Source organism: Pelagicoccus sp. SDUM812005 (assembly GCF_031127875.1).
GTDB lineage: Bacteria > Verrucomicrobiota > Verrucomicrobiia > Opitutales > Opitutaceae > Pelagicoccus.
In genome coordinates, this window is record NZ_JARXIA010000007.1 from 37,947 (window position 1) to 61,582 (window position 23,636).

Annotated in this window: 12 protein-coding genes; 7 read left to right on the forward strand and 5 right to left on the reverse strand. The window is 59.1% G+C overall.

Annotation, left to right across the window (positions count from 1 at the left end; genetic code table 11):
- Positions 1–64: 64 nt before the first annotated feature.
- Positions 65–1,528: an MFS transporter gene (locus tag QEH57_RS10040; RefSeq protein WP_309006599.1), complete on the reverse strand. Its 1,464-nt coding sequence runs from the start codon at positions 1,526–1,528 to the stop codon at positions 65–67.
- A 105-nt stretch (positions 1,529–1,633) separates the two neighbouring features.
- The gene (locus QEH57_RS10045; protein WP_309006600.1) at positions 1,634–2,689 is read right to left on the reverse strand and encodes a LacI family DNA-binding transcriptional regulator; all 1,056 of its coding nucleotides are present in this window, start codon (positions 2,687–2,689) and stop codon (positions 1,634–1,636) included.
- Positions 2,690–2,976: 287 nt separating this feature from the next.
- On the opposite strand from QEH57_RS10045, the gene QEH57_RS10050 reads away from it, so the two are divergent.
- Positions 2,977–4,161, forward strand: a complete 1,185-nt coding sequence (locus QEH57_RS10050; protein ID WP_309006601.1) for a Gfo/Idh/MocA family oxidoreductase — start codon at positions 2,977–2,979, stop codon at positions 4,159–4,161.
- Positions 4,162–4,389: 228 nt separating this feature from the next.
- On the opposite strand, the gene QEH57_RS10055 is transcribed toward QEH57_RS10050, so the two are convergent.
- The gene (locus QEH57_RS10055; RefSeq protein ID WP_309006602.1) at positions 4,390–5,697 is read right to left on the reverse strand and encodes an acetylxylan esterase; all 1,308 of its coding nucleotides are present in this window, start codon (positions 5,695–5,697) and stop codon (positions 4,390–4,392) included.
- Between the two features lie 76 nt (positions 5,698–5,773).
- Positions 5,774–7,030, reverse strand: coding sequence for a VCBS repeat-containing protein (locus QEH57_RS10060; protein ID WP_309006603.1), 1,257 nt, complete (start codon positions 7,028–7,030; stop codon positions 5,774–5,776).
- 175 nt (positions 7,031–7,205) lie between these two features.
- Between QEH57_RS10060 and QEH57_RS10065 the strand changes: the two genes are divergently transcribed.
- The 6 genes from QEH57_RS10065 to QEH57_RS10090 all read left to right on the forward strand — a co-directional run bounded on the left by QEH57_RS10065 (position 7,206) and on the right by QEH57_RS10090 (position 20,098).
- On the forward strand, positions 7,206–8,951 hold the full coding sequence (locus tag QEH57_RS10065; RefSeq protein WP_309006604.1) for a tetratricopeptide repeat protein: 1,746 nt from the start codon (positions 7,206–7,208) through the stop codon (positions 8,949–8,951).
- 140 nt (positions 8,952–9,091) lie between these two features.
- On the forward strand, positions 9,092–10,693 hold the full coding sequence (locus tag QEH57_RS10070; RefSeq protein WP_309006605.1) for a right-handed parallel beta-helix repeat-containing protein: 1,602 nt from the start codon (positions 9,092–9,094) through the stop codon (positions 10,691–10,693).
- Positions 10,694–10,703: 10 nt separating this feature from the next.
- Positions 10,704–13,469 (forward strand): polysaccharide lyase family 8 super-sandwich domain-containing protein, encoded by a 2,766-nt coding sequence (locus QEH57_RS10075; RefSeq protein ID WP_309006606.1) that lies wholly within the window; start codon positions 10,704–10,706, stop codon positions 13,467–13,469.
- A gap of 50 nt (positions 13,470–13,519) precedes the next feature.
- Positions 13,520–15,496 (forward strand): glycoside hydrolase family 88 protein, encoded by a 1,977-nt coding sequence (locus tag QEH57_RS10080; protein WP_309006607.1) that lies wholly within the window; start codon positions 13,520–13,522, stop codon positions 15,494–15,496.
- Between the two features lie 191 nt (positions 15,497–15,687).
- Positions 15,688–18,645, forward strand: coding sequence for a TonB-dependent receptor plug domain-containing protein (locus tag QEH57_RS10085; RefSeq protein WP_309006608.1), 2,958 nt, complete (start codon positions 15,688–15,690; stop codon positions 18,643–18,645).
- A gap of 133 nt (positions 18,646–18,778) precedes the next feature.
- Positions 18,779–20,098, forward strand: coding sequence for a glycoside hydrolase family 28 protein (locus QEH57_RS10090; RefSeq protein WP_309006609.1), 1,320 nt, complete (start codon positions 18,779–18,781; stop codon positions 20,096–20,098).
- Between the two features lie 217 nt (positions 20,099–20,315).
- On the opposite strand, the gene QEH57_RS10095 is transcribed toward QEH57_RS10090, so the two are convergent.
- Positions 20,316–23,603 carry a TonB-dependent receptor plug domain-containing protein gene (locus tag QEH57_RS10095; protein ID WP_309006610.1) on the reverse strand — a complete coding sequence of 1,096 codons (3,288 nt, stop codon included), beginning with the start codon at positions 23,601–23,603 and terminating at the stop codon, positions 20,316–20,318.
- Positions 23,604–23,636 lie beyond the last annotated feature (33 nt).

The following is a 23,636-nucleotide window of genomic DNA, read 5'->3' on the forward strand; positions in this document are numbered from 1 at the left end:
CCCGCCTACTGTTTATGGCGCTAGGCTGGATTTGGGGAGTCGCGGCGTGCTTACCGTTTTTCTTTTATACGACCTTGCCGCGGCGTTCTTCTAGCTCGCCTTTGAGTCGTATGACGCCGTCGTCGGTAAGTGGATACTTGCGGGCGATGATGTAGGCGATGGTCAAGAGAGCGGCTGGAATCAGCGAGTAGCAGAGGCGGATGGAGAGGATGGCTCCGTCGCCTTGGTCGGCGCCTTTGGAGACGTCGAAGCCGGTGATGTCGAGCATGGAGTTGGAGACGAGCAGGGTGCCGGTGAGGGCGACCTTTTCGATCCAGTTGGCCACGGCGGCGTACATGCCTTCGCGGCGCATGCCGGTGCTGAGCTCGTCGTAGTCGGCGGTGTCGGCCTTCATGGGGTCGATGAGGACCCAGAACCCGGAGAAGGCGGGCGAGAGGGCCAGCATGGTCACGAACTGCAGCCAGGGGGCGTGGGGCGTGTAGCTGAAGAATTTGGAGGCGGAGGCGACGATGCCGATGAGCAGGCACCATTGCAGGACCTTGAGCTTGCCGACGCGGTTGGCGATCTTGCTGACGATGGGGACGGCGACGAGGCCGGCGACGCCGTAGAGGGTCATGGCGAGGGCGTGGTACTTGGCGCCTTGTTCGGTGTCACCGGGGAAGACGTGGTAGCTGTTCACGTAGATGCCCAGGATGTTGACCATGCTGGTGCCGATGAGCATGCCGACGACGATGGAGACGAGGCAGCGGAAGGGGCGGTTGGCGAGGGTGAGCTTAACGGCTTTGACGAGCTTTACCTTTTGCTGCTGGGCGGCTCGTTTCTCGAAGCGTTCTCGGGTGTTGAGCACGGCGGGAATGGCTAGGAGAATGAAGAGTCCTCCGATGATGAGTCCGACGGCCCGGAAGCCGGATATGGTGCTGTCGAAGAAGTCGAGCTGGGCGATGACGAAGATCCAGGGGGCGATGAAGTTGATGATCTTCGTGCACATGGCACGGTAGGTCTGGATGCGGAGGCGTTCGCTCGTGTCGGAGCTGAGCTCGTATCCAAGCGTCAAATACGGAACGCCGTAGACCGTAAACGCGGTAAAGAACATCAGGCAGGTGACCAGGAAGTAGATGAAGGTCGCAGCTTCTCCCCAGTCTATGGGGACGAGCCACATGATGGGAAAGGTGATGGCGCAGAGCACGGCGCCGAGGGCGATGAAGGGGCGCCGCCGTCCCCAGCGGGTGCGGGTATTGTCGCTGAGGGAGCCCATCAGAGGATCGGTGAAGCCGTCCCAGAGGCGTACGATGGCCATGACGGTTCCGACGAAGGAGGGGCTGAGGCCGAGGGTAAGGTTGTAGAGCGGGTTGGCGATTTGCATGACCCCGCTGGAGCCTAGCATGAAGGGGATGGTGCCGATGGCGTAGGACAGCTTTTCCTTGAGGGAGGTGCGGTACTCGGCGTTGGGCTTCGCTTGCTCTGAGTGGCTGCCGTTGGGAGCCGAGGTGGCGTCCGCGCTGGGGGAATCGGGGTTTTCTGGCTTCATGTTTTTGGAGAAGCGTTAGCACAGTCTCGATCTGCTGGCATCCGCAATGGCTGGGAGGGCGCTTAATTAAACATTGGGCGAGCGGACCCGCTGGTGGCGGCCCGGCTAGAAGGTTTCGCCGTCGTGCCAAGTGGACTGCACGAGGAGGCGTTCGTAGGTGCGGGGCAGTCCGGCGTGGTTGCGGGTGATCTGGGAGGCGATGTTCTCCACGGCTCGTTGGCCCATGAGTTCGCGGTTGCCGATGAGTCCGCTGTCGTCGCCGTTGATGCGGGCGCGGATGTCCAGGCAGATAAAGGGCATGTCCTTGCCGAGCTGCATGTCGTTTCGCTTGAGGAATTTCTCGAGGTGGGGGCGGGTTCCCAGTTCTCCGATGACGACGTCCGGCTGAGCCCGTTCCATCCACTGAGTCATCTTGTCTTGGATGCAGGAGCGTTCCTCTTCGGTTTCGTGGCGGAAGAGGTGGATGAGGGAATCGGGGTCGAGGCCTTGCTCGAGGGCGAGGCGCCTGAATCCGTCGGTGAAGGCGAAGTCGATGCGTTCGTTTTGGGTTTTGGATACGGACAGTCCGATGCGCTTGTGGCCGCGGTCGAGGGCGGCGCGGAAGGCTACGGTGATGGAATGGTAGTTGTCCGGCATGATGCAATTGACCGGAGTGTGGGCGAAGTTGTAGCCCAGCGAGACGTAGGCGAAGTCGGGCAGGTCGAAGATAGGCTGGGCGAAGATCCAATGTCCGCTGGAGAGGGCGAAGACGACGCCTTTGACGCCGCGGTGGCGGAGGATGCTGGCGAAGCGTTCCGGGGAAATCTCGCCGGAGTCGAACTTGAGGGCTTCCAGGTTGAAGCCGAGGGCTTCGGACTTGTCTTTGACGCCCTTGTAGTACTCGAAGTTGCTGAAGGGGGTGTTGGGGTCGGGCTTGTTGCCGACGTAGACGAAGGCGATGCTGGCGTTGGCGCTTTTGGCGTTGAGGTAGCGCCGGGAGGTCACGAGGGCCCGCAGCATGGGGTCGGGCCGATATCCCAGCTGGTCGGCCATTTGCTTGATGGTGTTCTTCAGGTCTTCGGCGACGCGGTGGTCGTCGTTCAATGCCCTCGAGACGGTGACTTGGCTGCACCCGACCTTGCGGGCGATGTCGGCTTGGGTTACGCGGAAGTTTTGGTTCATCGATCTTTGGAGAGGGGTGCTGCTCAGTGGGGTGGAGACCGTTCGTCGGCCCGCTAAGAGCGAGGGTGTTAGGCGAGAATGGGAGGGGAGGGAGTTGCTGCAAGCTTAGGCTTATGGTTATTTAGTCATAGGGGTAGCGTTGAAGTGTGACCCAGAAAAGGGGCTTTCTGTACGGTGTCGCGGCCTTGCGGATGCGCGTAATTTAATACTCTTGTGGGAATGGCTCGACCTTGGCAGCGCTCGAGGGCGGCACCCTTTCCTTAACTACCAATATTAGCCCTTGTTAAATGATAAAAGCAGCTTTGATCGGCGTCTCGAGTTACGGTCGCGTGCACTTGAGGATGATCGACCACATGGTGGCGAAGGGAGAGCTGGAGCTGGTGGCTGCGACGGTCATCAACCAGGAGGAGGAGGCGGAGCTCTGCGCTAAGCTGAAAGCGGGAGGCTGCGAGTTGTTTCGCGACTACGAAGAAATGTTGGCTGCCTGGAAGGGGCGGCTCGACCTGTGCATGATCCCGACGCCTATCTTCCTGCACGAGGAGATGACCATGGCGGCATTGGAGGCCGAGGCCAACGTCCTGATCGAAAAGCCGCTCGCTCCGGAGACGGAAGCGTGCCGCCGGATCATCGAGCGAGCGAAAGCGGCTGATCGCTTCGTGGCGGTCGGATTCCAGAAGATGCACTGCCCGGTGACCCGGCAGGTCAAGCGAGACCTGGCGGCAGGCGTTCTGGGCGAGTTGCGGGAGATCCGGGGCATTACGCTTTGGCCGCGTGGGGTGCACTACTTTTCGCGCAATGCGTGGGCTGGGCGCGTGAGCGTGGGCGATTCCTTGGTTTTGGATTCGCCCGTGAGCAACGCGGCCGCCCATTTCTTGCACCTGATGCTTTATTGGGCGGGGGGATCGACCGATTCCGTCGCATCCATCGTAAGCTCCCTGCGAGCGGAAACCTTTCGCGCGAACGATATCGAGAATTTCGATACGGCTAGCCTGCGGGGCGAGACGGAGGCGGGCGTGCCCGTGACCTTTATCGCGTCCCACGCCAGCCGTGAGACGGTGAACCCCACGATCCGCATCGTCGGAACGAAGGGCGAGATCGAGTGGATCAAGGACGAAGCGGCTTACTATCGCATCGATGGCGAGCCCGAGCGGCGCTACGACTTGACCGGAGACGAGGAGGAAGTGCGGGCCATGATCGAGGCGATCGCGCGTCGCATCGCTGGCGAGGACGCTGAGCTCTGCGAGCCTGTGCACGCCTTGCCGCATGCGGAGGTGGTCGAAGCCCTCTACCGAGGATTTGAACCGCAGAGCATTGCGGAGTCCTTCGTGGAGGAGGTCGAATCGGACGGCGGCGTTTTCCGAGTGGTCAAAGGCTTGGAGGATATCGCGGTAAACGCATTCGAGCGCGGCGTGCTTTTCAGCGAAGTGGGCGCTCCGTGGGGAGGCGTCAAGGTAGCGCCTTTGCGGAAGTAGCAGCTCTGCTCTGTCTGTTCGGGGCGTTTAGAGCGTTTTTCGTTTAGTTAGCGTACTGTGTGATGAGGGAAACGCGGCGTGCCCGGCGGTCCCGCCCTACCTTATGCGAATGATCAAACGAAAAATGCTCTAGCTGTCGCTGCCAGGCCTTGGATGAGGCCGCGCCTTATCCGGCGGGGCGGGCTTCCCGTCGAGACGGGAAAGCGCCGCGTTGCGGGGAGCGTCCTTTTAATTCTTGCCGGCGATCTTTAGGATTCGCTGGAAGGTTTGCTCGCGGAAGGGCTCCGAGGCGGTGTGGCCCATGTCGACCTGGATTGTGAGATCCTTGGGCGCGGTGATGACGTTGTAAGCTGAATACATGCTGGTGGGCGGGCAGACGGTGTCGTTGTAGCCGAATGCGAAGCTGCCCGGAACGGTGAGGCGCTTGGCGAAGTTGACTCCGTCGTAGTAGGCGGTGGTGGCGATCATGTCTTCGTTGCGATAGCGATCGTACTTGAACATCTTGGGCCAGCCGCCGGCCCGCTGGTGGAGGGTGCCGGTGACGTCGCAGTAGGCGGGGTAGTTGGCGACGAGCCCGGTGACGCGCTTGTCGAGCGCGGAGGTGACGATGCTGAGGAATCCGCCTTGGCTGCCGCCGTAGACGATAAGGGTTTCGCCGTCCCAGTTGGGGTGGGTGGTCAGGATGTCGAGCGCCTTGACGCAACCGAGGAAGACTCGGCGGAAGTAGTACTCGTCGCGATCGTTGAGGTTGTAGCCCCAGTAGTTGTGAAGGCCAGCGTACCTGAGGTTTGAATACACGTCGCCTTCAAGGTCGATGGGGATGCTGTGGATACCGATTTGGAAGGCGATGAAGCCAGCTTCCGCGAGTTGCATGTTTCCGGTATAGGAGCGAACGCCGGCTCCGGGGACTTGCAGGACTGCGGGAAACTTGCCTTCCTTGTTCGGTTCGGTGAGCACGCCGTAGAAAGGGGCTTCGCCGTCCAGCTTGCCCCAAGATTGGTAGCGTACCTTGTAGGCGTTCACCTCGGGTGTATTGAGTTCTGGATACGGTTTTTTGAGAGGACGAAGGTCGATCTGCTTGAGGGTTTCGAGCTGCTTGTCCCAGTACTCGTCGAAGTCGTCGGGTTCGCTTTGAGTGGGGCGGATTTGCTCGGGGCTGAAGGCGGCGGTGGCCTTGGCGGAGTAGCTTTTTCCGTCTAGGGTAACGGAGGCGTTGCAGCGCAGGAAGCCGGGCTGGCTGAGGGGAGCTGCTTGGAAGGAGAAGCGCCCGTCTCGCAGGGTGGCGGTTCGGGTTTCGCCCTCGTAGAGCTCGGGACCGACCTGGTAGGATACCTCGACGTCGTCGAGGACGTTGCCGTGGGCGTGCAGCAGGATGGTGAAGGTGACGGGCTCGCCGAGCTTGTAGGTCCAGTCGGCACGGTCGGGGGCGACGGTGAGCTCCGGGATTTGCACGAAGGCGGGGGCTTCGGTTTGCGCTTTGGCGAAGCTTGCGATGCAGAGGCTGGCGAGGACTAGCAGTTTTAGGGGATATGGCATTTTTTTGCGTATTGAAATTAAGAGTACGCTTTAAATATGCAGTTGTGCAAAGGAGGGGCGACGGGCTTCTCGTTGACTAAAGATTCTCGCTGCGGGTCCAGAGGGTGATGCGGCTGAGATTCTCGAACGGTGGGTAGGCCTGGAAGGTTCCGGTGACGAGCTCGGGCGTTCCGTCTCCGTCGAAGTCGGCGGAGTCCACCACGACGAGGTGGGTAGGGGAGCGGGCGAGGGGATGGAGTTGGTAGCTGCCGTCCGGCTGGGCGAGGTAGGCGGCGAGCGAAATGGGCTTGTTTTCCCAATGGTTGAAGCAGCTGGTGACGAGGAGATCGAGGCGGCCGTCGGCGTTGAGATCGACGGCGTGAGGGCTGAAGGCACCGGGGAAGTCGGCGACGCGTTGGTAGCGGAAGCGGCCGTTTTCGTTGTAGAGAACCTGCAGTCCGTGGTGGGGGCGGGGACCGGGCCGGGCGTAGTCGAAGCCGTCGCCGTTGGTGTAGAGGATGTCCAGGTCGCCGTCGGCATCGAGGTCGGCAAGGGAGAGCCCGCTGCTGCCGTAGTCTTGGTTGCTGGAGGCGAAGAGGACTTGGTTTTGGAAGCTGCCTTGGCCGTCGCCTTTGAAGCAGTGAACTTCTTCCCATTGCTGGGAAATGAGGGCGACGATATCGAGGTGGCCGTCGCCATCGAGGTCGGCGATCGGAGTGTGGATGGCCCCGGGAAGGGCGAGAAGCGGGTGACTGTCGAACTGCCAGTTTCCCTTGTTCTCCAGCCAGCGGACTTCGCCTTGCTCGTATCCAAATTGTCCTACAACGAGGTCGAGGTTGCCATCGCCGTCGAGGTCGCCTGCTTGCAGGTCGGTAACGCGAGCGATTTGGCTTGCGATGACGCGCCGCTCGAAGGTGCGGGGGGCAGTTTGCTCGAGGATTTCGATGGAGCCGATCTGCTGGTTGCTGGGGAAGATGATGCCCATGCAGGCTACGAGGAGGTCGAGGTCGCCGTCTTGGTCGATGTCGCAGGCTTCGACGTGGGCAGGTCCGGCCGTTTGCTCGTTGAGGGCTTGCTCCTCGAAACTTAGGCCGCCGAGGCCGTAGAGGGCGGAGATGCGGTGGAGCCGTCCGTCGGCCGCGACGACGTCGAGCTGTCCGTCGCCGTCGAGGTCGGCGATGCAGAGGTCGGTGATCCAGGCTTCGCCCTCCGGCAGGTTGCCGATGGGGCTGGGCGCGTAGGCGGGAGCGGGGAGGGAGTCGGATGCTCCGCTGGCTGGAGGCGGAGCGAGGGCGGCGGAGATGAGGCCGGCGCCCGCGATGGCGAGGCTGAAATTGCTGGGTAGTCGGGGCATGTCGGGGCGCGTAGGAGTGCTGCTATGCTGCGGCGACTACGGAGACTTTAAAGGTTATGAATATTTAGTCATTGCCTATGGGCGGGGGATTCCGCTTTTCCGCTAGGCCTGAGCGGGCAAATGGTGAGAGAGTGCCTATCGCTCTCCGTGTGCCCCTAGAGACCCCATGATTTGTATGAATAGCCCCGCCGCTTCCAGGCTTGTCCTGTTGCTCCTCTGCTCGCTGGTTGCGGGCGGATGGGTGGAGCGTCTGGAGGGGAGCGCCTTGCCGCGCTTGGAGGATTCGGATCTGGGAGGGGACTCGGTTTTCGAGCGAGCCTATCGCAGCTATTGGGAGAAGAGCGGGGCTAGCGCGTTGGATGCGCTGCGGCTGGGGATGTTCTTTCATGCCAACGCGTTCTTGCACGAGGCTGGGCGCTGCTATGCGTACGTGGCGGATTTGGAGGGCGGAGAGGTTTCGGATCGGGCTGCTTACTTGGAAGCCTGCGTCCGGGAGGAGCTAGGCGAACGCGAGGCGGCTCGGACGCTGCTTGAGGGGCTGCTGGATCGGGGGCTCGACTATCCGTTGGCGCGGTTGCGCTTGGCGCGGCTGCGCGAATCTCAAGGCGAGAGGGTTGAGACTATGTACGAGCAATGCTTGGAAGTGGCGGAAAGTTTTGCGGGAGCCTCGATTGCCTTGGCCAAGGGGGCGATGAGAGCCGGGAAGTGGAAGCAGGCAGAACGGCTTTTGCAGGACTGCTTGCAACGGGACCGGCAGTGCGGGGATGCGGCCTTGCTTTTGGCGAACCTCTACGCGGGGCAGGGCGACGACCAGCGGGCCCAGCGTTACTTGGACCTCGGTCAAGGGAATCCTAGGCACACCTCGACTCGAGACCCGTGGTTGGATGAGGTGCGATCGTATCGATATGGCGAATACCGTTTGTCGTGCGACGCGGACGAATTGTTTACCGCCCTGCGCTTCGAGGAAGCGGGAGCGGTGTTGGAAAGAGGGATTCGGCTGTATCCCGAAAGCGGAGAGCTTTGGCTCGGTTTGGCTAAGCTGGAGTTCGCTTCCGACCGTCGAGAGGCGGCCTTTGCCGCGATCGAGAAAGCGGTTTCCTGTGCGGATGCCCGGGCTCAGGCCTTTGCCATCTACGGGGAGGAACTGTATCGAGATGGGAAATACGAGGCAGCATTGAGCATTTGCTCGCGGGCGTTGGAGCACGAGGTTGCGTCGTCGCGCATCGCATTGGTGGAGGCTCGCTGCCTGCGGGAGTTGGGAGAGACCGGGAAGGCGCAGGAGGCGCTGGAATCGGCTCTGCTTCGGTTTCGCTTCGATGCTGGCTTGCTCGAAGCCAGCGGTGACCTGGCCCGAGAGGAAGGCCGTTGGGATCTGGCCCTGGCCCGCTTCAAGGAAGCGTCCAAGGGGCGTCCCATGGATGCTTCCCTTTATGCGAAGCGCTTGTCGGTGGCGATCCAGGCGAGAGCTTGGGACGAGGCGGAGGCGGCGCTGGATACGCTTGCGTTGCGGTTGCCGACGGAGGGATCGCTCGCGCGCTTGAAATCTCAATACTGGTTGGCCCGAGCTTTGGATTTCGCGGAATCAGGGGATCGCGAGTCGTGGTTGGGAGCCTTGACGAAGGCCTTCGAGAGCGATCGCGGCAACGAGTCCTTGTTTCGGCAGGTGGCGGCTCCTCTGGTTGGAGGCGAGGAGTGGGCTGCTTTGCTCAAGCTCGTTGGCGAGGCGAAGGGGAGTCTCGCCGAGAGCGTGTTCGTTCTAAAGATGGAAGGGGTGGCCCTGCTGCAGTTGGAGCGCTACGAAGAAGGGGTTCTGGCTTTGCAGGCGGCCCGAAAGCGGGCTCTTGCCCAAGGGGAGCATCTTGAGGCGCAACGATTGGCCGCCCTCATCGAGAGACTGGCGAAGGAGGCTGATTCTGTTTAGTCATAGGGTGGGGATTGTTCGCAGAGAAGGATGCTAACTAAATGGAAATTTTTCGAATGAAAGCGTATACCCTAATTGTACTGCTCGCCCTTTTCGGGTTGGGACCCGGAGTTTTTGGCAAATCGTCTGTTCCGCAAGCGGTGCCGACGTTTGACTGTATCGGTCTGCGGTGGGCGCCGAAGGAAGGGGCGAGCGATGTTGTCTGCTCGGTGCGCTACCGGGAAAAGGGAACCTCCGAGTGGCGGGAAGCCTTGCCGCTTTGGTTCGACGACTACGTTCACGAGGAAGCTCCGCAGTATCGCGACGAGTATCGCGGCAGCATCGTTGGCTTGCGGGACGGCACGCGCTACGAGGTGGAATTGAGCTTGGAGTCTGGCCTCGCTCGGGAGCGGATCGAAGTGGAAACGTGGAGTTCCGACTTCAAGATCGCCCGAGTGGTGACCTTGCCGGAGCGTCTGGAGGAGACGCTCACGATACGGGAAGGCGGGAATCCGAAAGATGGATACGTGCTCTACCAGGCCAGCGAAGGCGGCACGGTTATTGATGGACGGAACCGGGACGATGCGAACGTGCGGGTGGAGGCGAACTTCGTGATCCTGCGCGGCTTGACTCTTGTAGGGGCAGCTCGCCATGGAGTGCACTTGGGAAAGGTGCAGAACGTAGTGGTCGAGGACTGCGACATATCTGGCTGGGGACAGGACTTGGACGATGGTTGGGGGCGGAATTTCGATTCCGCGATCTTCCACGAGACGAAGGACGGCGAGGAGAAGACGCTGCAGCGAATCGTGATCCAAAACAACCGGATGCACCATCCGCGCTCCAACTCGAATTCCTGGATGCAAGCGAGGGAGAGTCGCAACGGCAGTCGCCATCCGATCGGCCCGCAGGCGATCTCCTTCATCAACGGGGAAGGGGAAATCGTTATCCGGCATAATCGCATCTATTCCGATTGGGACCACATGTTCAACGATGCCATGGGCGAGTGGCATAATTTTGGATACGGCGGCTTTCCGGTTCGTGATTCCGATATCTATGGAAATTGGGTTTCGCACTGCTGGGACGACGGCTTGGAGATCGAGGGCGCTAACTTGAACGTGCGCGTGTGGGGAAACGTGATCGACAGCACCTTCGGCGCGATCGCGACTGCGGGCACCTCGGTAGGACCCTGTTACATCTTTCGCAACATCTACCTGCGCTCCCGCAAGGGGCCTGATTCCTATCGGGGGCAGTTCTTCCTGAAGCTCGGGGGCGAGCCAAGGAGCGAACCCTATGCCCAAGGGCGCATCTACGTTTTTCACAACACCATCCTGCAGCCGGAACCTTGGGAGGGGACGAGCGAGAGTTCGGGAGCTCAGGCCGGACTGAAGCTTAGCACAGGCAAGAAGGTTCAAGTGAATATCCAAAGCCGCAACAACATCCTTTGGCTGCGGCACGACACGGGACATGCTATCTACGATGGTCAGCTAAGCGAGCGAAACGATTTTAACTACGATCTCTACAACGGAAAAGTGCTCGGGCATGAGTCTAGCCAAAGCGAAGGGATCGTGGGCGTACCTGTATTCGCAGAACCGTTACGCGAAGGCGCTGGGTGGGCTTTGCCGCTTGCGGAGGATAGTCCGGGATTTGGCGAAGCAGTGGTATTGCCAAACTTCAACGACGATTATTCGGGGGAGGGTCCCGATATGGGAGCCATCGAATCCGGGAAGCCCTTGCCTGACTTCTTTCCAGCTTCGGACTCGTGATATGGGGATTTTGAATACGGTATTTGTTATTGCTGCGGGCGCTGCGTTTGCGGGAACATTGGCAGCGGAGGAGCACGAGAGACGGCTCTGGGTGGCAACCCAGACGGAAGTCGCTATCGATGGAGACTTTTCGGAGTGGGACGCGGTCGCTCCTTCTGGCGGAGGGGAGTCGGGCTATCTGTTGAAGGCGGCTTGGGACGAGCGTCGGGTTTATTTGATGCTAGAGGCTGAGGGTGGTCCCGACTTTTGGGAGAAACATGGGGAGGACTACTACAACTTTGGCATCGATCTGAAGAACGATGGAGATTTCAGCTACGAGCAGGACGATTTCCATTTCCTAGCGGGAGTTCCCGATGCCAGCGGAAAGGTATCGACAACTTTGATACGTACCGGCGCTGCCTCGGTCGAAACGCGAGAGGTGATACAAGTCGCAGGCATGCAGCTCGACAACGGCTACCGATGGGAGCTGGCTCTTTCCGTGGACGAGCTAGGCGGGGAGGCCCTGTTGGAGGGCCGCTCGCTGGGATTCGAGATTGGGCGTCGCGGGGGGGACTCGGATCCGATGCCGTTTTGGATGCCGGTACTCTGGGGGGATTTGGCTCTAGCGGATGGGACTGGACAGCTGAGCTCGAGCGCAGCGCGTAGGATAGCCGACCAGCAGGCTGACATGGCGGAGCGCTATCGTCTGTACCAGACCGATCCGGAGAAGCCTGAGCAGCTTGACGGGAAAGCGCGGCAGGATTTGGAACGCTTGGCCCGGCGCTTTATCGAGCTGCAAGTTGAAGCTATTGAAAAGAGCGAGGTTGAGGAATGGTTGGCCAGCCAGTTGCCCAGCGGGCAGTGGCCAGAGTTTGAATACGGGTATACGGACGAGGTGAGCGCGACGAGTCGGATGCAGCACCTCTATCGTCTGCGTGAGCTGGCTTATGCGAGAGAGAAAATGCAGTTTTCGAGGTCGGAGAAGGAAGCTCTCCTAGAAGCGATTTTGCGTGGCATGGACTTCACGATCGAAGAGGATCTGCGGCTCCGCAACTGGTACTATAATGAGATCGGTTATCCGTTGGAGTTCGCTCGGATCGGCCTTTACTTGAAGGACGAGTTGGATGGCGATCGTCTGGAGTCTATCCTGAGAGTCTTGAAGCGGGCGAAGCGTCCCATGACGGGGCAGAACTTTATATGGATCAACAAGGTCACGATGATTCGCGGCTTGCTGGAGGAAAATCCTGCCTTGGTACAGCGCTCGATGGAGAGGATCGCGAGCATGGTGCGCGTGGAAGTTGGCGAGGGCTTGCAGCCTGATTTCAGCTTCCATCAGCATGGGTCGCAGCTTTATTCGCATGGGTATGGGGCGAAGTTCGTCAGCGACCTGACGGAAGTGATCTACATCGCTGAAGGCGGACGCTTTCAGTTTCCCGAGTCCAAGAAGGAGCTGATTCGCGGAATGTTGCTCGAAGGAAATCGCTGGATGGTGCGCGGTACCTTTGCGGACTTCGGCGCCTTGGGACGCTCGGTATCGATCGAGAACAAGGATGCGAGCTACTTGGTCCCGGTTGCCCAGCTTTGGCTGGAAATGGACGATAGCCGTTCGGATGAGTTGCGGCGCTTCATCGCGTCGGCGAAAGGGGAGGGCCCCGATTTGCTGGAGGGGAACCGCTATTTCTACCGGTCCGAGTTTATGGTGCACCGACGCGAGGGATTCTATGCCTCGGTCAAGGCGTATTCGAAATTCCTGACAGGTACGGAGTCGATAAATGGACAGGGCTTGAAGAGCTACTACTTGCCGGATGGAGCGACCCTTTTCGTACGAGACGGCGACGAGTATGCGGATATTCAACCGGTTTGGGACTGGCGTCGCGTTCCAGGGGTGACGGGAATCGTATCGGATGAGCCGATACCTGCCTTGGATCACCGCGCCGTGAGGACCAAGGGAAACACGGACTTCGTAGGAGGGGCGAGCGACGGTTGGCGAGGGGCTGCTGCCTACGACTACCAGCGGGACGGGGTGTCCGCCTTGAAGGCCTACTTCGGGTTTGATTGGGGAATGGTCATGCTGGGGGCCGAAATCAGCTCGCTGCGGGAGGAGCCGCTGCAAACGGCAGTGGAGCAAAGTTTCGCCCAAGGCGAAGTTCGCCTCCTTCGCAAGGGTAGCAAGGCCCGCAGCGTCTTGAAGGATTCCTTGGAGCTGGAGCCGCTAAACGAGCCGCTGGGAGTTTGGCACGACGGAGCGCTGTATTACCTTCCAGAAGCGCAAAACGTAAGCGTGCGTAGCGAGTCCCAGAGCGGATCGTGGCGTGAGTTGCGTTGGACCGGGAGCGAGACTGAAATCGAGCGTAGTGTGTTTTCCGTTACGCTTTCGCATGGAACGAAACCGCGCTCCGAGAGTTATGAATATGCGGTGATCGAGGCGCGGACGCCGCGGCGGGGCCGCGAGCTGATGGAGGCGCCTCCGTACCGGGTTTTGGCGAACGACAAGCAGGTGCAGGCGGTTGCGGATGCTGGAGGAGCGCATAGCCAATTCGTTTTTCACGAAGCGGGACGTTGCCAATTGCCTGACGGGGGTTGGGTGGCGGTGAGCAAGCCCTGTGTCTTGCTGGTTTCTATCGCCGACGACGAGGAGTGCGTGCTCACGGTGGCGGATCCGACGCGAGCGGGTGGCGAGCTTATCGTGGAACTGGAAGCGGCGACGGGAGGAAAGGCTCAAGCGGTCTTTCATCTAGACCGTTCGCCTTCGCGAGGAGGCGAGTCCGCGAGCATGAGAATTAAACTAGAAAACTAAAAATGACAGGATTGAACGGAATGAAATGTGAACGAGTAGTGAAGCGATCAATGACTGGCGCCGCAGCTTTCGCGGTTGCGGCCTTTTTCGCGACGGGGTGCGCCCAAAAGTCGGAGCAGGCTTCGGCCGACTCCGTCGAAGCGGAAGTGCGAAAGGTAGCGGACTGGATCATCGACCACCCAAGCGGACGGGACACGCGGCACTGGGTGATCGCTCCGTTGTATGACGGCTTGCTTCGGGCGGCGGATGCCACAGGTGACGAACGTTATTTGGCTACCGTCGTGAAACTCGGCGAGCGATCCGCTTGGTTGCCGGGGCCTCGTCGCTACCATGCCGACGATCACGCAGTAGGGCATGCGTGGTTGGATATCTATTTTATGAATACGGAGCGGGAGGATCGCATTGAGCCGTTTGTCGACCTATTCAGCAAAATCTTCGAGGAGCCGCGTCTGGAGGCGCTCGACTACCGGGATAAGAAGAAGTATCCAAATGTTGACGTCAGCGATCGCTGGACTTGGTGCGACGCGCTTTACATGGCTCCGCCAACTCTGGCCCGCTTGCACGCTGCTACGGGCGACGAACGCTACCTTGAGTTTTTGGAACGTGAGTTCCGCTTTACCTACGACGAGCTTTACGATGCGGAGGAGCAGCTCTTCTTCCGCGATACGCGCTTCCTCGATCAGCGCACGGAGAACGGGAAGAAGATTTTCTGGAGCCGTGGGAATGGCTGGGTGTACGGCGGTTTGGCCCTGACGCTGGAGAGCTTGCCGGAGTCGTACGAATTTCGTCCATTTCTGGAAAACCTGTTTATGGAGATGACCGAAGGCGTCTTGCGCGCTCAGCAGGACGATGGACTGTGGCGTCCTTCGATGCGGGATCCCGAGCAAATCGCCATTGGCGAAACCAGCGGGTCCGGTTTCTTCGCCTATGGCTTGGCGTGGGGAATCAACAACGGGTATCTGGATCGCGAGACCTACCTGCCGCCATTGCAGGCAGCGTGGGAAGGTTTGCTCACTCGCATTGAAGAAAGCGGCCGTGTGGGATACGTGCAGCGTATCGGTTCGGCTCCGGATACGCTGTCGGCTGAAGAGACGGAAGATTACGGCGTAGGCGCCGTGTTGCTGGCTGGGGCGGAGTATATGCGAGTGCTCGGCCAGTACGAGGACGCTTTGGATTCGGAGTTGCTGGCTAAGGCCGAAGCGTTGCTCGCCAAGGATGCGAACAAGCCGCAAGGCTACGCACGTATGGTACCCGAGCGAAAGGACGACGTGGCTTGGGAAAACGACTTGGTTGCATTCCGTATCTATGGTCCAGCTCTGTACGACTCCCAGGAGCGCAGTGGCGTCGATGCCTGGACTAAGAAAGTCGATTACCCGATTCTCAACAAGTGGTACGAAGGGGAGCTGAAGCACGGCAAGAGCTATCACAAGGATACCGGAGAAGGCTTTGATGGATACAAAGTCGGGCCGACCGTTGGGCTGGGAGGTAGCGGGATTTGGCAGGCCGATGCGCTGCTGCAGTCCAATGTTTATGAACGGGCCTTCGTGAACTGGACCTCCGAGGATACGGCATCGATCACAGCTCACTATGAGTATTTGGATACGGAATACGGATCATTTGTAGAGAAGAAGACGATCACGCTCCATATGGGAGAACGCTATTACGAAGCGGTTTCCCAGTTCGTAAAATATGGAACTTGGAAAGGCGTTGAGGATTTGCCGGTAGCGGTTGGTCTGGTCGCTCAGTCGAACGATCCGGAAAGCTGGAGCGACGAGGAAAGCGCGTCGCTCGGACTCTGGGACGCCTTTCACGGCGGTGCTTTAGGGTCTGCGGTGCAGCTGGTGGACAAGGAAGCTTTCACGAAATTCGCAACTGCGGACGGAGGACAGAAACTGATAATTGGCAAGACCGACGAGAATGGAGAGATTCGTTACCGCAGTGGCTTTGCTTGGTCCGAAGCGGCGGACGTTTCAGACCTCGAGTCCTGGAGAGCGCTGTGGGAAGAGGCTCAGCAATCGTCTCGATAAGCAGATCGGAATCAAAGTTAGCGGCTGTGTATTAATGTTTAGAAAACGAGCTATGATGGTTGTTTAGTCATAGCTCGTGCAGTTGCTGAAATGATCGGGTTGTTGCGTAGTAGTCGATCATTCGGAGGTGGCTCAAAAAATAACGGGGAGCCTCCCTTCAAACCTACAAAACTGAATACCCTTCTATCCCAATGAGAAAATCAGATTCAAAACCCAATTGGCGGCCTGCGCTCGGCGCAGCGGCTTGCCTAGCCATGGTGGGAGCGAGCAATGGTGTCGCTCAGACCGTGCAAGACATGGACGAGGACGTTTTCGAACTCAGTCCTTTCGAGGTTTCCGGCAACGATGATCAAGGCTACCGCGCTACAAGCTCTTTGCTGGGAGGCCGCACGGCCACTGGCATGAAGGACATCGCGAACTCCGTCGATGTTATCACCAAGGACTTGATCGAGGACTTGGCGATCACGGACGTGCAGGACATGGCGGCCATCGCCAACAACGTGGAGCCAGCGGAAGTTGGTTTTGCGAATTCCAACGGCGAAGAGCGCGAAGCATGGAATTTCAACTACTTGACGATTCGCGGCTTCAAGGTCGGAACGGCTACGCGTAACTTCATGAACTTGGAGACTTCGGTTGAGGCGTACAATGCCCAGCGCGTCGATTTCTCCAAGGGGCCGAACGCGGTGCTTTTCGGACTCGGCGATCCCGGTGGATCTTATAACTATTCCACCAAGGTACCTTTCTTTGCGGACGAGAACAACGTTTCCTATAAGATCGGCGGCGAAGGCGGCCAACGCGCTACGGCTGACATCAACAAGGTACTGATCGAGGACAAGCTCGCGCTGCGCGTTAATGCCTTGAGCCAGGATTGGGAGTACTTCCACAAGCCGGGTTATACGGTGTCTGACGCCTTGCATGCGTCGCTGCGTTGGAAGCCAACGGAGAAGACGACCCTGACTTTGAGCCACGAGTATAACAACGTGGACCGCGCTTACCCAAGAAAGGTATTCGGGGCGGATCAGTTCTCTCGCTACTTGGAAGCAGGCGCTCCTGAGGTGGTGGACTACTATATCGCGGAGGACGATCCTCGCAATCCGGACGGAATCGCCCAGGGCAATGCTATATTGCTCGCAGGATCCGACACGGTGGTCGATCGTCGCGACTATGATCTGAGAATCATCGGTACCGCTTACATGATTAGCGACCGCGAGACCGCAACTCGCTCCCGCTACCTGCTTTCGGAAACCGGTTCGGAGAATGGCTATACCATCAGCAATCCGCAGAAGTTGATCGATGCTGGTTACCCGCTGAACTACCAGCCTTCCGGCACGAATACGCTCTCGGATACGCGTTTCAACGTAACTGAGTTCAACCTTCAGCAAAAGATTACCGAAGACCTGTATTTGGATTTCTCTTACGGTAAGTCCGACCAGCAGAAGTTGTCGACTCACTCGGTAAGCACTGCCTTGCGTGTAGAGCCCGAGTCCGGAGAGCACTTCGGAGAATTCTATACAGCAACTTCGCGTCCCATGCAGATTCGTCGTTACTGGGATATCGAGGACTACCGCTTGTCCCTGTCTTACGATTTCGATTTCGGAGATCGTAGTGAGATCTTCGGTACGCACCGTTTGGCTGCCATGGTGGAGCAAAACGAAAAGAACGAAGTTTGGGACCAATGGCGTATGGTTACGACCGGCACTCCAGACGGCCCGATCGTGACGTCTAACTTCGCAGCTAGCAGCCTGCGCCCCTTGTTCAAGGAATACTTCGATCCTAGCGAAGGCGAGTACTACTCTTCGGATTGGAGAGACACCTACTGGGACAAGGAAACCATGAACATCGATGGCTATACCTTCGAGTGGGTGAAGACGGATAACTGGGCGAACAAGAACCAGACTTATAAGTTGGATACGAAGCTCTACGTTTTGCAGAGCCGCTTTTGGAACGATCGCATCGTAACTTCAATTGGCTACCGTGATGAAACTCGTGACGAGTGGCTTGCTACAGGTGTTACGGGCGACCGCAGCAGCCAGTACACCATCGTAGAACCAGCGTATGGTTACGTGGAAGGCACGCCAGCGAGCGACCGCTCCTTCCGCAATGCGGCATTGCCGGACGAGATGACGGGCAGCAACTCAGGTATCTCCCGCAACCATGGCGTCGTGTTCCACGCCACGGATTGGGTCAGCTTCTCCTTCAGCCGAGCCAACAGCATCGGATTGCCTTCCGAGAGCAACGATATCTACGGTAAGTTGTTGGGCGCGACGGACGGTGAAACAGACGAATATGGAATCCGTTTCAACCTGATGGAAGATCGCTTGAACATCTCCCTTAACCAATACGAAACGGTTGCCCAGCAGACGCGTCAGTTCTCTGCTTTCGTGAACGACCTCCGTTCTATCGAGTCGATCCTCTTCAGCAATCCAGACGTAACTGGTTCGACTTCGGACCTACTTGAGAACTCCGGTTCCCACTCCCGTTCGAACGAAATCGCCGAAGGTACTGAATTGATCGTCAACGGCTCCCTCGGCAACGGGTGGACGTTCCGCCTCTCCGGTCGCGAAAACGAAACCACGATTCAGCAGGCTGGTACCGACATGCTCGACTACTTCGATGGACGTCGCTCCGTGTATGCGAATCCTGACTACGCGAATCTCACCACTGAGAACGGCACCACCACGCTGGCCGGTTACCTGGCCCAAGCGGACTACGAGGCAGCTAAGATCATCGCCTTGCAAGGCAACCAGAGCTTCCCGTCCTCCAAGTACCGCATGAATGGTATCTTCAAGTACCGCTTCCAGAACGACTCCGCCCTGAAGGGCACCTCGGTAGGTACGAGCTTCAGCTGGTCCAGCGCTCCAATTATCGGCTACTTCGTTGACGCGGATGGAAACTTCGACGTGAGCCGCCCAGCCAAGGGCGAGGAGCGTACCACGGTTGACTTCTTCGCTACCTATAGCCGTCCGATCAACGACAAGGTCAACTGGCGCGTACAGTTCAACGTGAAGAACGTTTTCGACGACGACGATCCCTACGTGATCGAAAAGCGTAGCGTCGGCACTGATCCAGATACATTCGAGTGGCAGGACTACAAGTGGCGTCCAACGGACGGTCTCACTTGGTCCCTCACGAACTCGTTCATCTTCTAATCGGTTTACGAGTTCTTAGGTAACTGATTCTCGGGTGGCTGCGCTGAACTTTTGGCGCAGCCACCTTTTTGTGGAGAGTCAGTTCAACATACTTAGGGCGGACGTTAAGTCCGCGATGATAGTGAAATAGCATATGAACCAACAGAGAGAGGCGCGCTTAGGGCGCGAGTATGTGGAAGTGGAGGCGCCGTTCGATATGCCGCGTATCCAAATTCCGGATTTCGGCGACTGCCAGCGACGCTCCATCCTTGAGTTTGGGGCAAAGGCGGCGGATCGCCCCGCGACTACGCGAGCGATAGCAACCGCTATCGCGGACGCGAACGCTGCGGGAGGGGGCGTGGTGGAAGTGCCGGAGGGAGATTGGCTTTGCTCGGGAGTCCGCTTCAAGAGCAATGTTTGCCTACACTTGCAGCGAGGAGCTCGGCTCATTTTTTCAGGCAATCCAGACGACTACCTGCCAGCGGTGCCTTCCAGTTGGGAAGGCTTCGAATGTCTGAATTATCGACCTTTGATATATGCTTACGAATGCGAGAACGTCGCCATCAGCGGCGAGGGAGCGCTCGTCGCGGAGATGGAGGTTTGGGAAGAGTGGTTTGCCCGTCCTCCTGCCCACATGGAGGGGCTTAAGCGATTGTATGAGATGGGCTCCAAGGACTGGCCTCTGGAGAAGCGCGACATGACTCAAGGGGATGCCAACTTGCGTCCTCAGTTCGTGCAGTTCAACCGCTGCCGCCATGTCCTGATCGAGGGGGTATCCATCGAGAACAGCCCGTTCTGGGTGCTGCATCCGTTTCTTTGCGAAGACGTGGTGATCCGCAGGGTTTCCGTGAAAGCCCACGGGCACAACAACGACGGCGTTGATCCGGAGATGTGCCAGAACCTATTGATCGAGGATTGCGTGTTCGACCAGGGCGACGATGCGATCGCGATCAAGTCGGGACGCAATCGCGATGCGTGGCGGATTGGCGTTCCCACGCGGAACGTGGTGATTCGGAACTGCCACGTTAAGAACGCGCACCAGCTGCTAGCGGTGGGGACTGAGCTTTCGGCCGGGGTGGAGAATGTATTGGTCGAAAACTGCAGCCTGGACAAGTCGATCGGCGAGGTCGGGCATCTGCTGTACATCAAGACCAACGAACGCCGTGGCGGTTGGGTGCGCAAGGTGTGGATGCGCAATATCGAGGCGGGAGACCTGAGGAAGGGTGTGCTTGCGATCGATACGGATGTGCTCTTCCAGTGGCGGGATCTCGTGCCTACTTACGAGAAACGTATGACTCGTATCGAGTCTGTTCGCGTTGAAAATATAAAAGTCGGAGAGGTGGGATATGTGTATCGAATCCTTGGGGACGAGCGTCTGCCCGTAGCTGATGTACGGATGTCGGGTATCGAGTACGAGTCCGCCCGGGAGGCGAATGAAGTGCGCAACGCTCAGGCTGTGGATTGCCCCGAATAGCCTAGAGCGTGTTTCGTTTAGTTATTCGTACTGTGTGATAAGGAAGACGCGGCGTGCCCGGCGGTCCCGCCCTACCTTATGCGAATGATCAAACGAAAAATGCTTTAGACTTTTCTCTTTGTTCGGCCACAAAAACGCCACTTGAGCTACAGAGCGCAAGTGGCGTTTATTTTATATAGGCGAATTTTCCGAGGGCCTGCCTCAGGCCTGGTTTCGCCTAGAAGGTAAAGTTGGAGGACAGCTCCCAACGGCGTTCTTCTGGAATGCGGTAGATCGCATGAGTGCCGTCTGGTTGAGCAATGGTTGGCACGAGGTCATCCTCGTCCAGCAGATTGCGGATGTTGAGCTGGATCTTCCAGTTGACCTTGTCGTTCATGATCGGGCGTTGGTAACCAACCCAGACGTCCAGGTTCGACTCGTTCGGTCCGAAGAACGGGTTGGCAACGTCGATGATGCGATCGCCGTTGGGAGCTACGGTGATCGGGTAGCCGATCGCCGATTCGGACTGCCAGCGGTAGGCTCCGCCGACGTTCCACGTGTCGTTGAGACGGTAGTTGGCCACCGCATTGGCCCGCCACTCGCGCAGCTCTTGGCGGATTGCTCCGTCTTGGGCGACTACCGAGCGAATCTCGTTGGCGATAGACTCCGCTTGCTGGGCGAGGGTGACGCCGCCTTGGGTGATGACGAGGCCTTGGCCGACAGGACCGGTCCAGTTGTCGTAGAGGCTTTCGCCGTTGGATCCGACTGCGTCCTCGAAGTAGAACTTGCGCAGGGCGGCGCCGCTGTTGTCGCGGATGGCTTCCTGCTTGGCCACGTTAAGCACGAGGCTCAGGCGTTGGTTCGGGTTGTAGACCGTCTCGAGCTCGAAGCCGGAGGAGCTGGACTCGGTCACGCCGACGACGTTGCCCGGGTCGCTGAAGGTCGCGGAGCCGTCGGGGAGGCGAATCACGTTGAAGGTGTCCAAGAGGAACTGCGGCGGAGCGACGTAGCCCGATTCGAAGGGGATGCCGTCTCCGTTGGGGTCTGGATTGAGGCCGAAGCGGGTTGTCTCGATGAGGCGCACGTACTGGCGGTTCACGATCTCGCGGATCTGGGTGGAGATGGTGCCTTCGCTCACGTTGACCTGATCGGTCTCGTACCACGTGGCCCGGATGTGGAGCCTGTTCTCGAACATGGAGAGGCCGATGCTCTTGTCCACGTTCTTGCCTTGTGGGGAGGAGATGCGCTCGCCGTAGACATTGAAGCGGGAGGTGGTCGGCTGGAAGTTGGACGAATCGTTGTAGTAGAGGCTGATGCGATCGATCCAGCTGAGCTTCTCGGTTACGCTGTCCGGGAGGTGGAAGGCCAAGCCCCAGGAGAAGGTGTCGCTCTTGTCGTTGAAGGTCGAATCTGTTGGCAGGGTGTAGACGTCTGGATCGACGATGCGCGAACCTTGCGGGTGCAGCGGGGCTGGGCCGGCGTCGTAGGTGGTCAGCTCGTCTTCTCTCCAGCCGAGGGTGGCCACCAGCAGGTCGTCCCAGAAGTAGCTTTGGGAGACGAGGGCGATCGATTCGACTTCCGAGCGGCCGAAGTCGGCGTCTTCCGGAGCGATGGTGAGTTGTCGGTCATTATTGAATACGTTCAGTGGGATGACTTCCGCTTCCGCGCTGGCGCCTTGCTCCTTGAGGAAAAAGACGGCGTCGTTGCCGGTCAGGTTGAAGGCGGAGAGGCTGCGCTCGGTGTAGAGGCGGGGGATGTTGGCTCCGGCAGGGGAATCCATGTTAGCCAAGCTGCCGCCTAGATAGTGGATCGCTCCGAAGCGTGGGCCTTGGCCATTGGCGATACTGGAGCTGGCGCCGTGGGTGAACTCCGAACCGGCGTAGGTGGTGGCGCCGTAGCGGGACTGGGCCTCGCGGGTCTGCTCGCTGAGCACCCCGGTGAGGACGTGGCGTCCGAGCAGACGGCCAAGCAGGTCATTGTTGGTGTTGTCGCGCAGGTCCAAGTCGTAGAAGGCGGTTGCTCGCCAGGCGCTGCGTTCCGCTTCGTCGTAGTACATCTTGGGTACGTTGACGACGTAGGGGCGGCCGAAATTGGCGTTGGGCGTGCCGTCGATCATGGTCAGGGCGTTGTCGATCGCGATGGTGGCGTTGCGGTCGTCGCCGAGCAGCGAGCCATTTGCGTTGCTCATCTCCTGTTGGTCGAAGGCCAGTTCGATGCCGACCTTGTTGTCGAGGAAGAGCTGCTCGAGCGTCAGGTTCCACGCCTCGAACTCGGAATCCTCGTACTTGTTGGGACCGTCGATCAGGTTGTTGCGGAAATCGAAGATGCTGGTGTCGGTCAGGCTAGGCTGCTGGTAGAAGCCCCAGTCCGGGTCGCCGGCTTGGCGCAGGGCGTTGCCGACGCGAGTGATGCCGGTGTGCACCGCGGTGGTGCGGGTGCCGCTGGGGAAGGTCCAGTTGGAGAGAACGAACTGGCGTCCGATGATGTTTTGGCCGGCGGTGGCAGCGGGGTCTGCGGGAATGGGCGAAGTCTCGTCCGGATAGATCACCACGGGGTTGCGCAAGGCGCCGCCCATCGGTTCGGCTTCGGCGCTATTTCGATTGCCATAGGGAGTGTTGCCCGGGTCGAAGGTGAACTTCGGTTCGGAGGAGGGATCCCAAGGATCGAACCAGGACGTGATGTTGTCCGATGGTGGGGTGATGCGCGGGCGGTTGGCCTCGATCTCGCCCTTCTCGTAGTTGCCGCGCAAGGACAGCTTCGAAAAGGCTCCGCCCGTGCTGGCGAAGGGCTTGCTGTCGAGGGCGAGGAAGAGCCGGGAGTCATTCTCGAAGGCCGGGTCCTGCTGGAACTTCTGGCGGTCTTCGAGGCCGATGATGCGGATGGCCAATTGGTCTTCGAGCACTACGCGATTGATGTCGATCACGCCGCGCACGGAGCCGTAGGAGCCGACCTTGGCCTCAACGGTGTGGGAGTCCTCGTAGAAGGCCGCTTCGGTGGCGTTGTTGATAATGCCAGCGGGGCTGCCTAGACCGAAGAGGATGGAGTTCGCTCCGCGGTTCACCTCGACGCGGCTGGTATTGTAGGAGTCGAAGGGGATATCGGTGGCGAAGTAGTTGCGGGTCAGGTCAGCGGATGCGAGACCGCGCACGCGATTGCGGCCAGTGGCGCTGGTGCGGCTCGTACGCTCGTCGGCGAAGCCGCTCGAAGCGCCGGTAGCGGAGAAGTTTCCGCCTGAACCGCCGATTTCGGTGCCGACGGTGTAGACGAGCAGGCTCTTGGCGTCGGTGGATCCAGTGTCGTCCATGAACTCCTCGGTGACCACCGAGATGGAGGCGCTTACGTCCTGCAGGGAGGAACGCAGGCGTGAGCCGGCGAGGGTACTGGTTGCCATGTATCCAGAATCCTCGTTGGAAGATACTACGAAAGGAGAGAGTTCGAATGTCTCTTCCTCGTTGTCAGATTGGGCGTAGAATGGAAGCGTCGCGAACAGGGGCGCTCCCAATAGCAATAGGGGTGTTTTTTTCATAGGGTGATTTGGTGTTAAATCCCCCGCACTAAC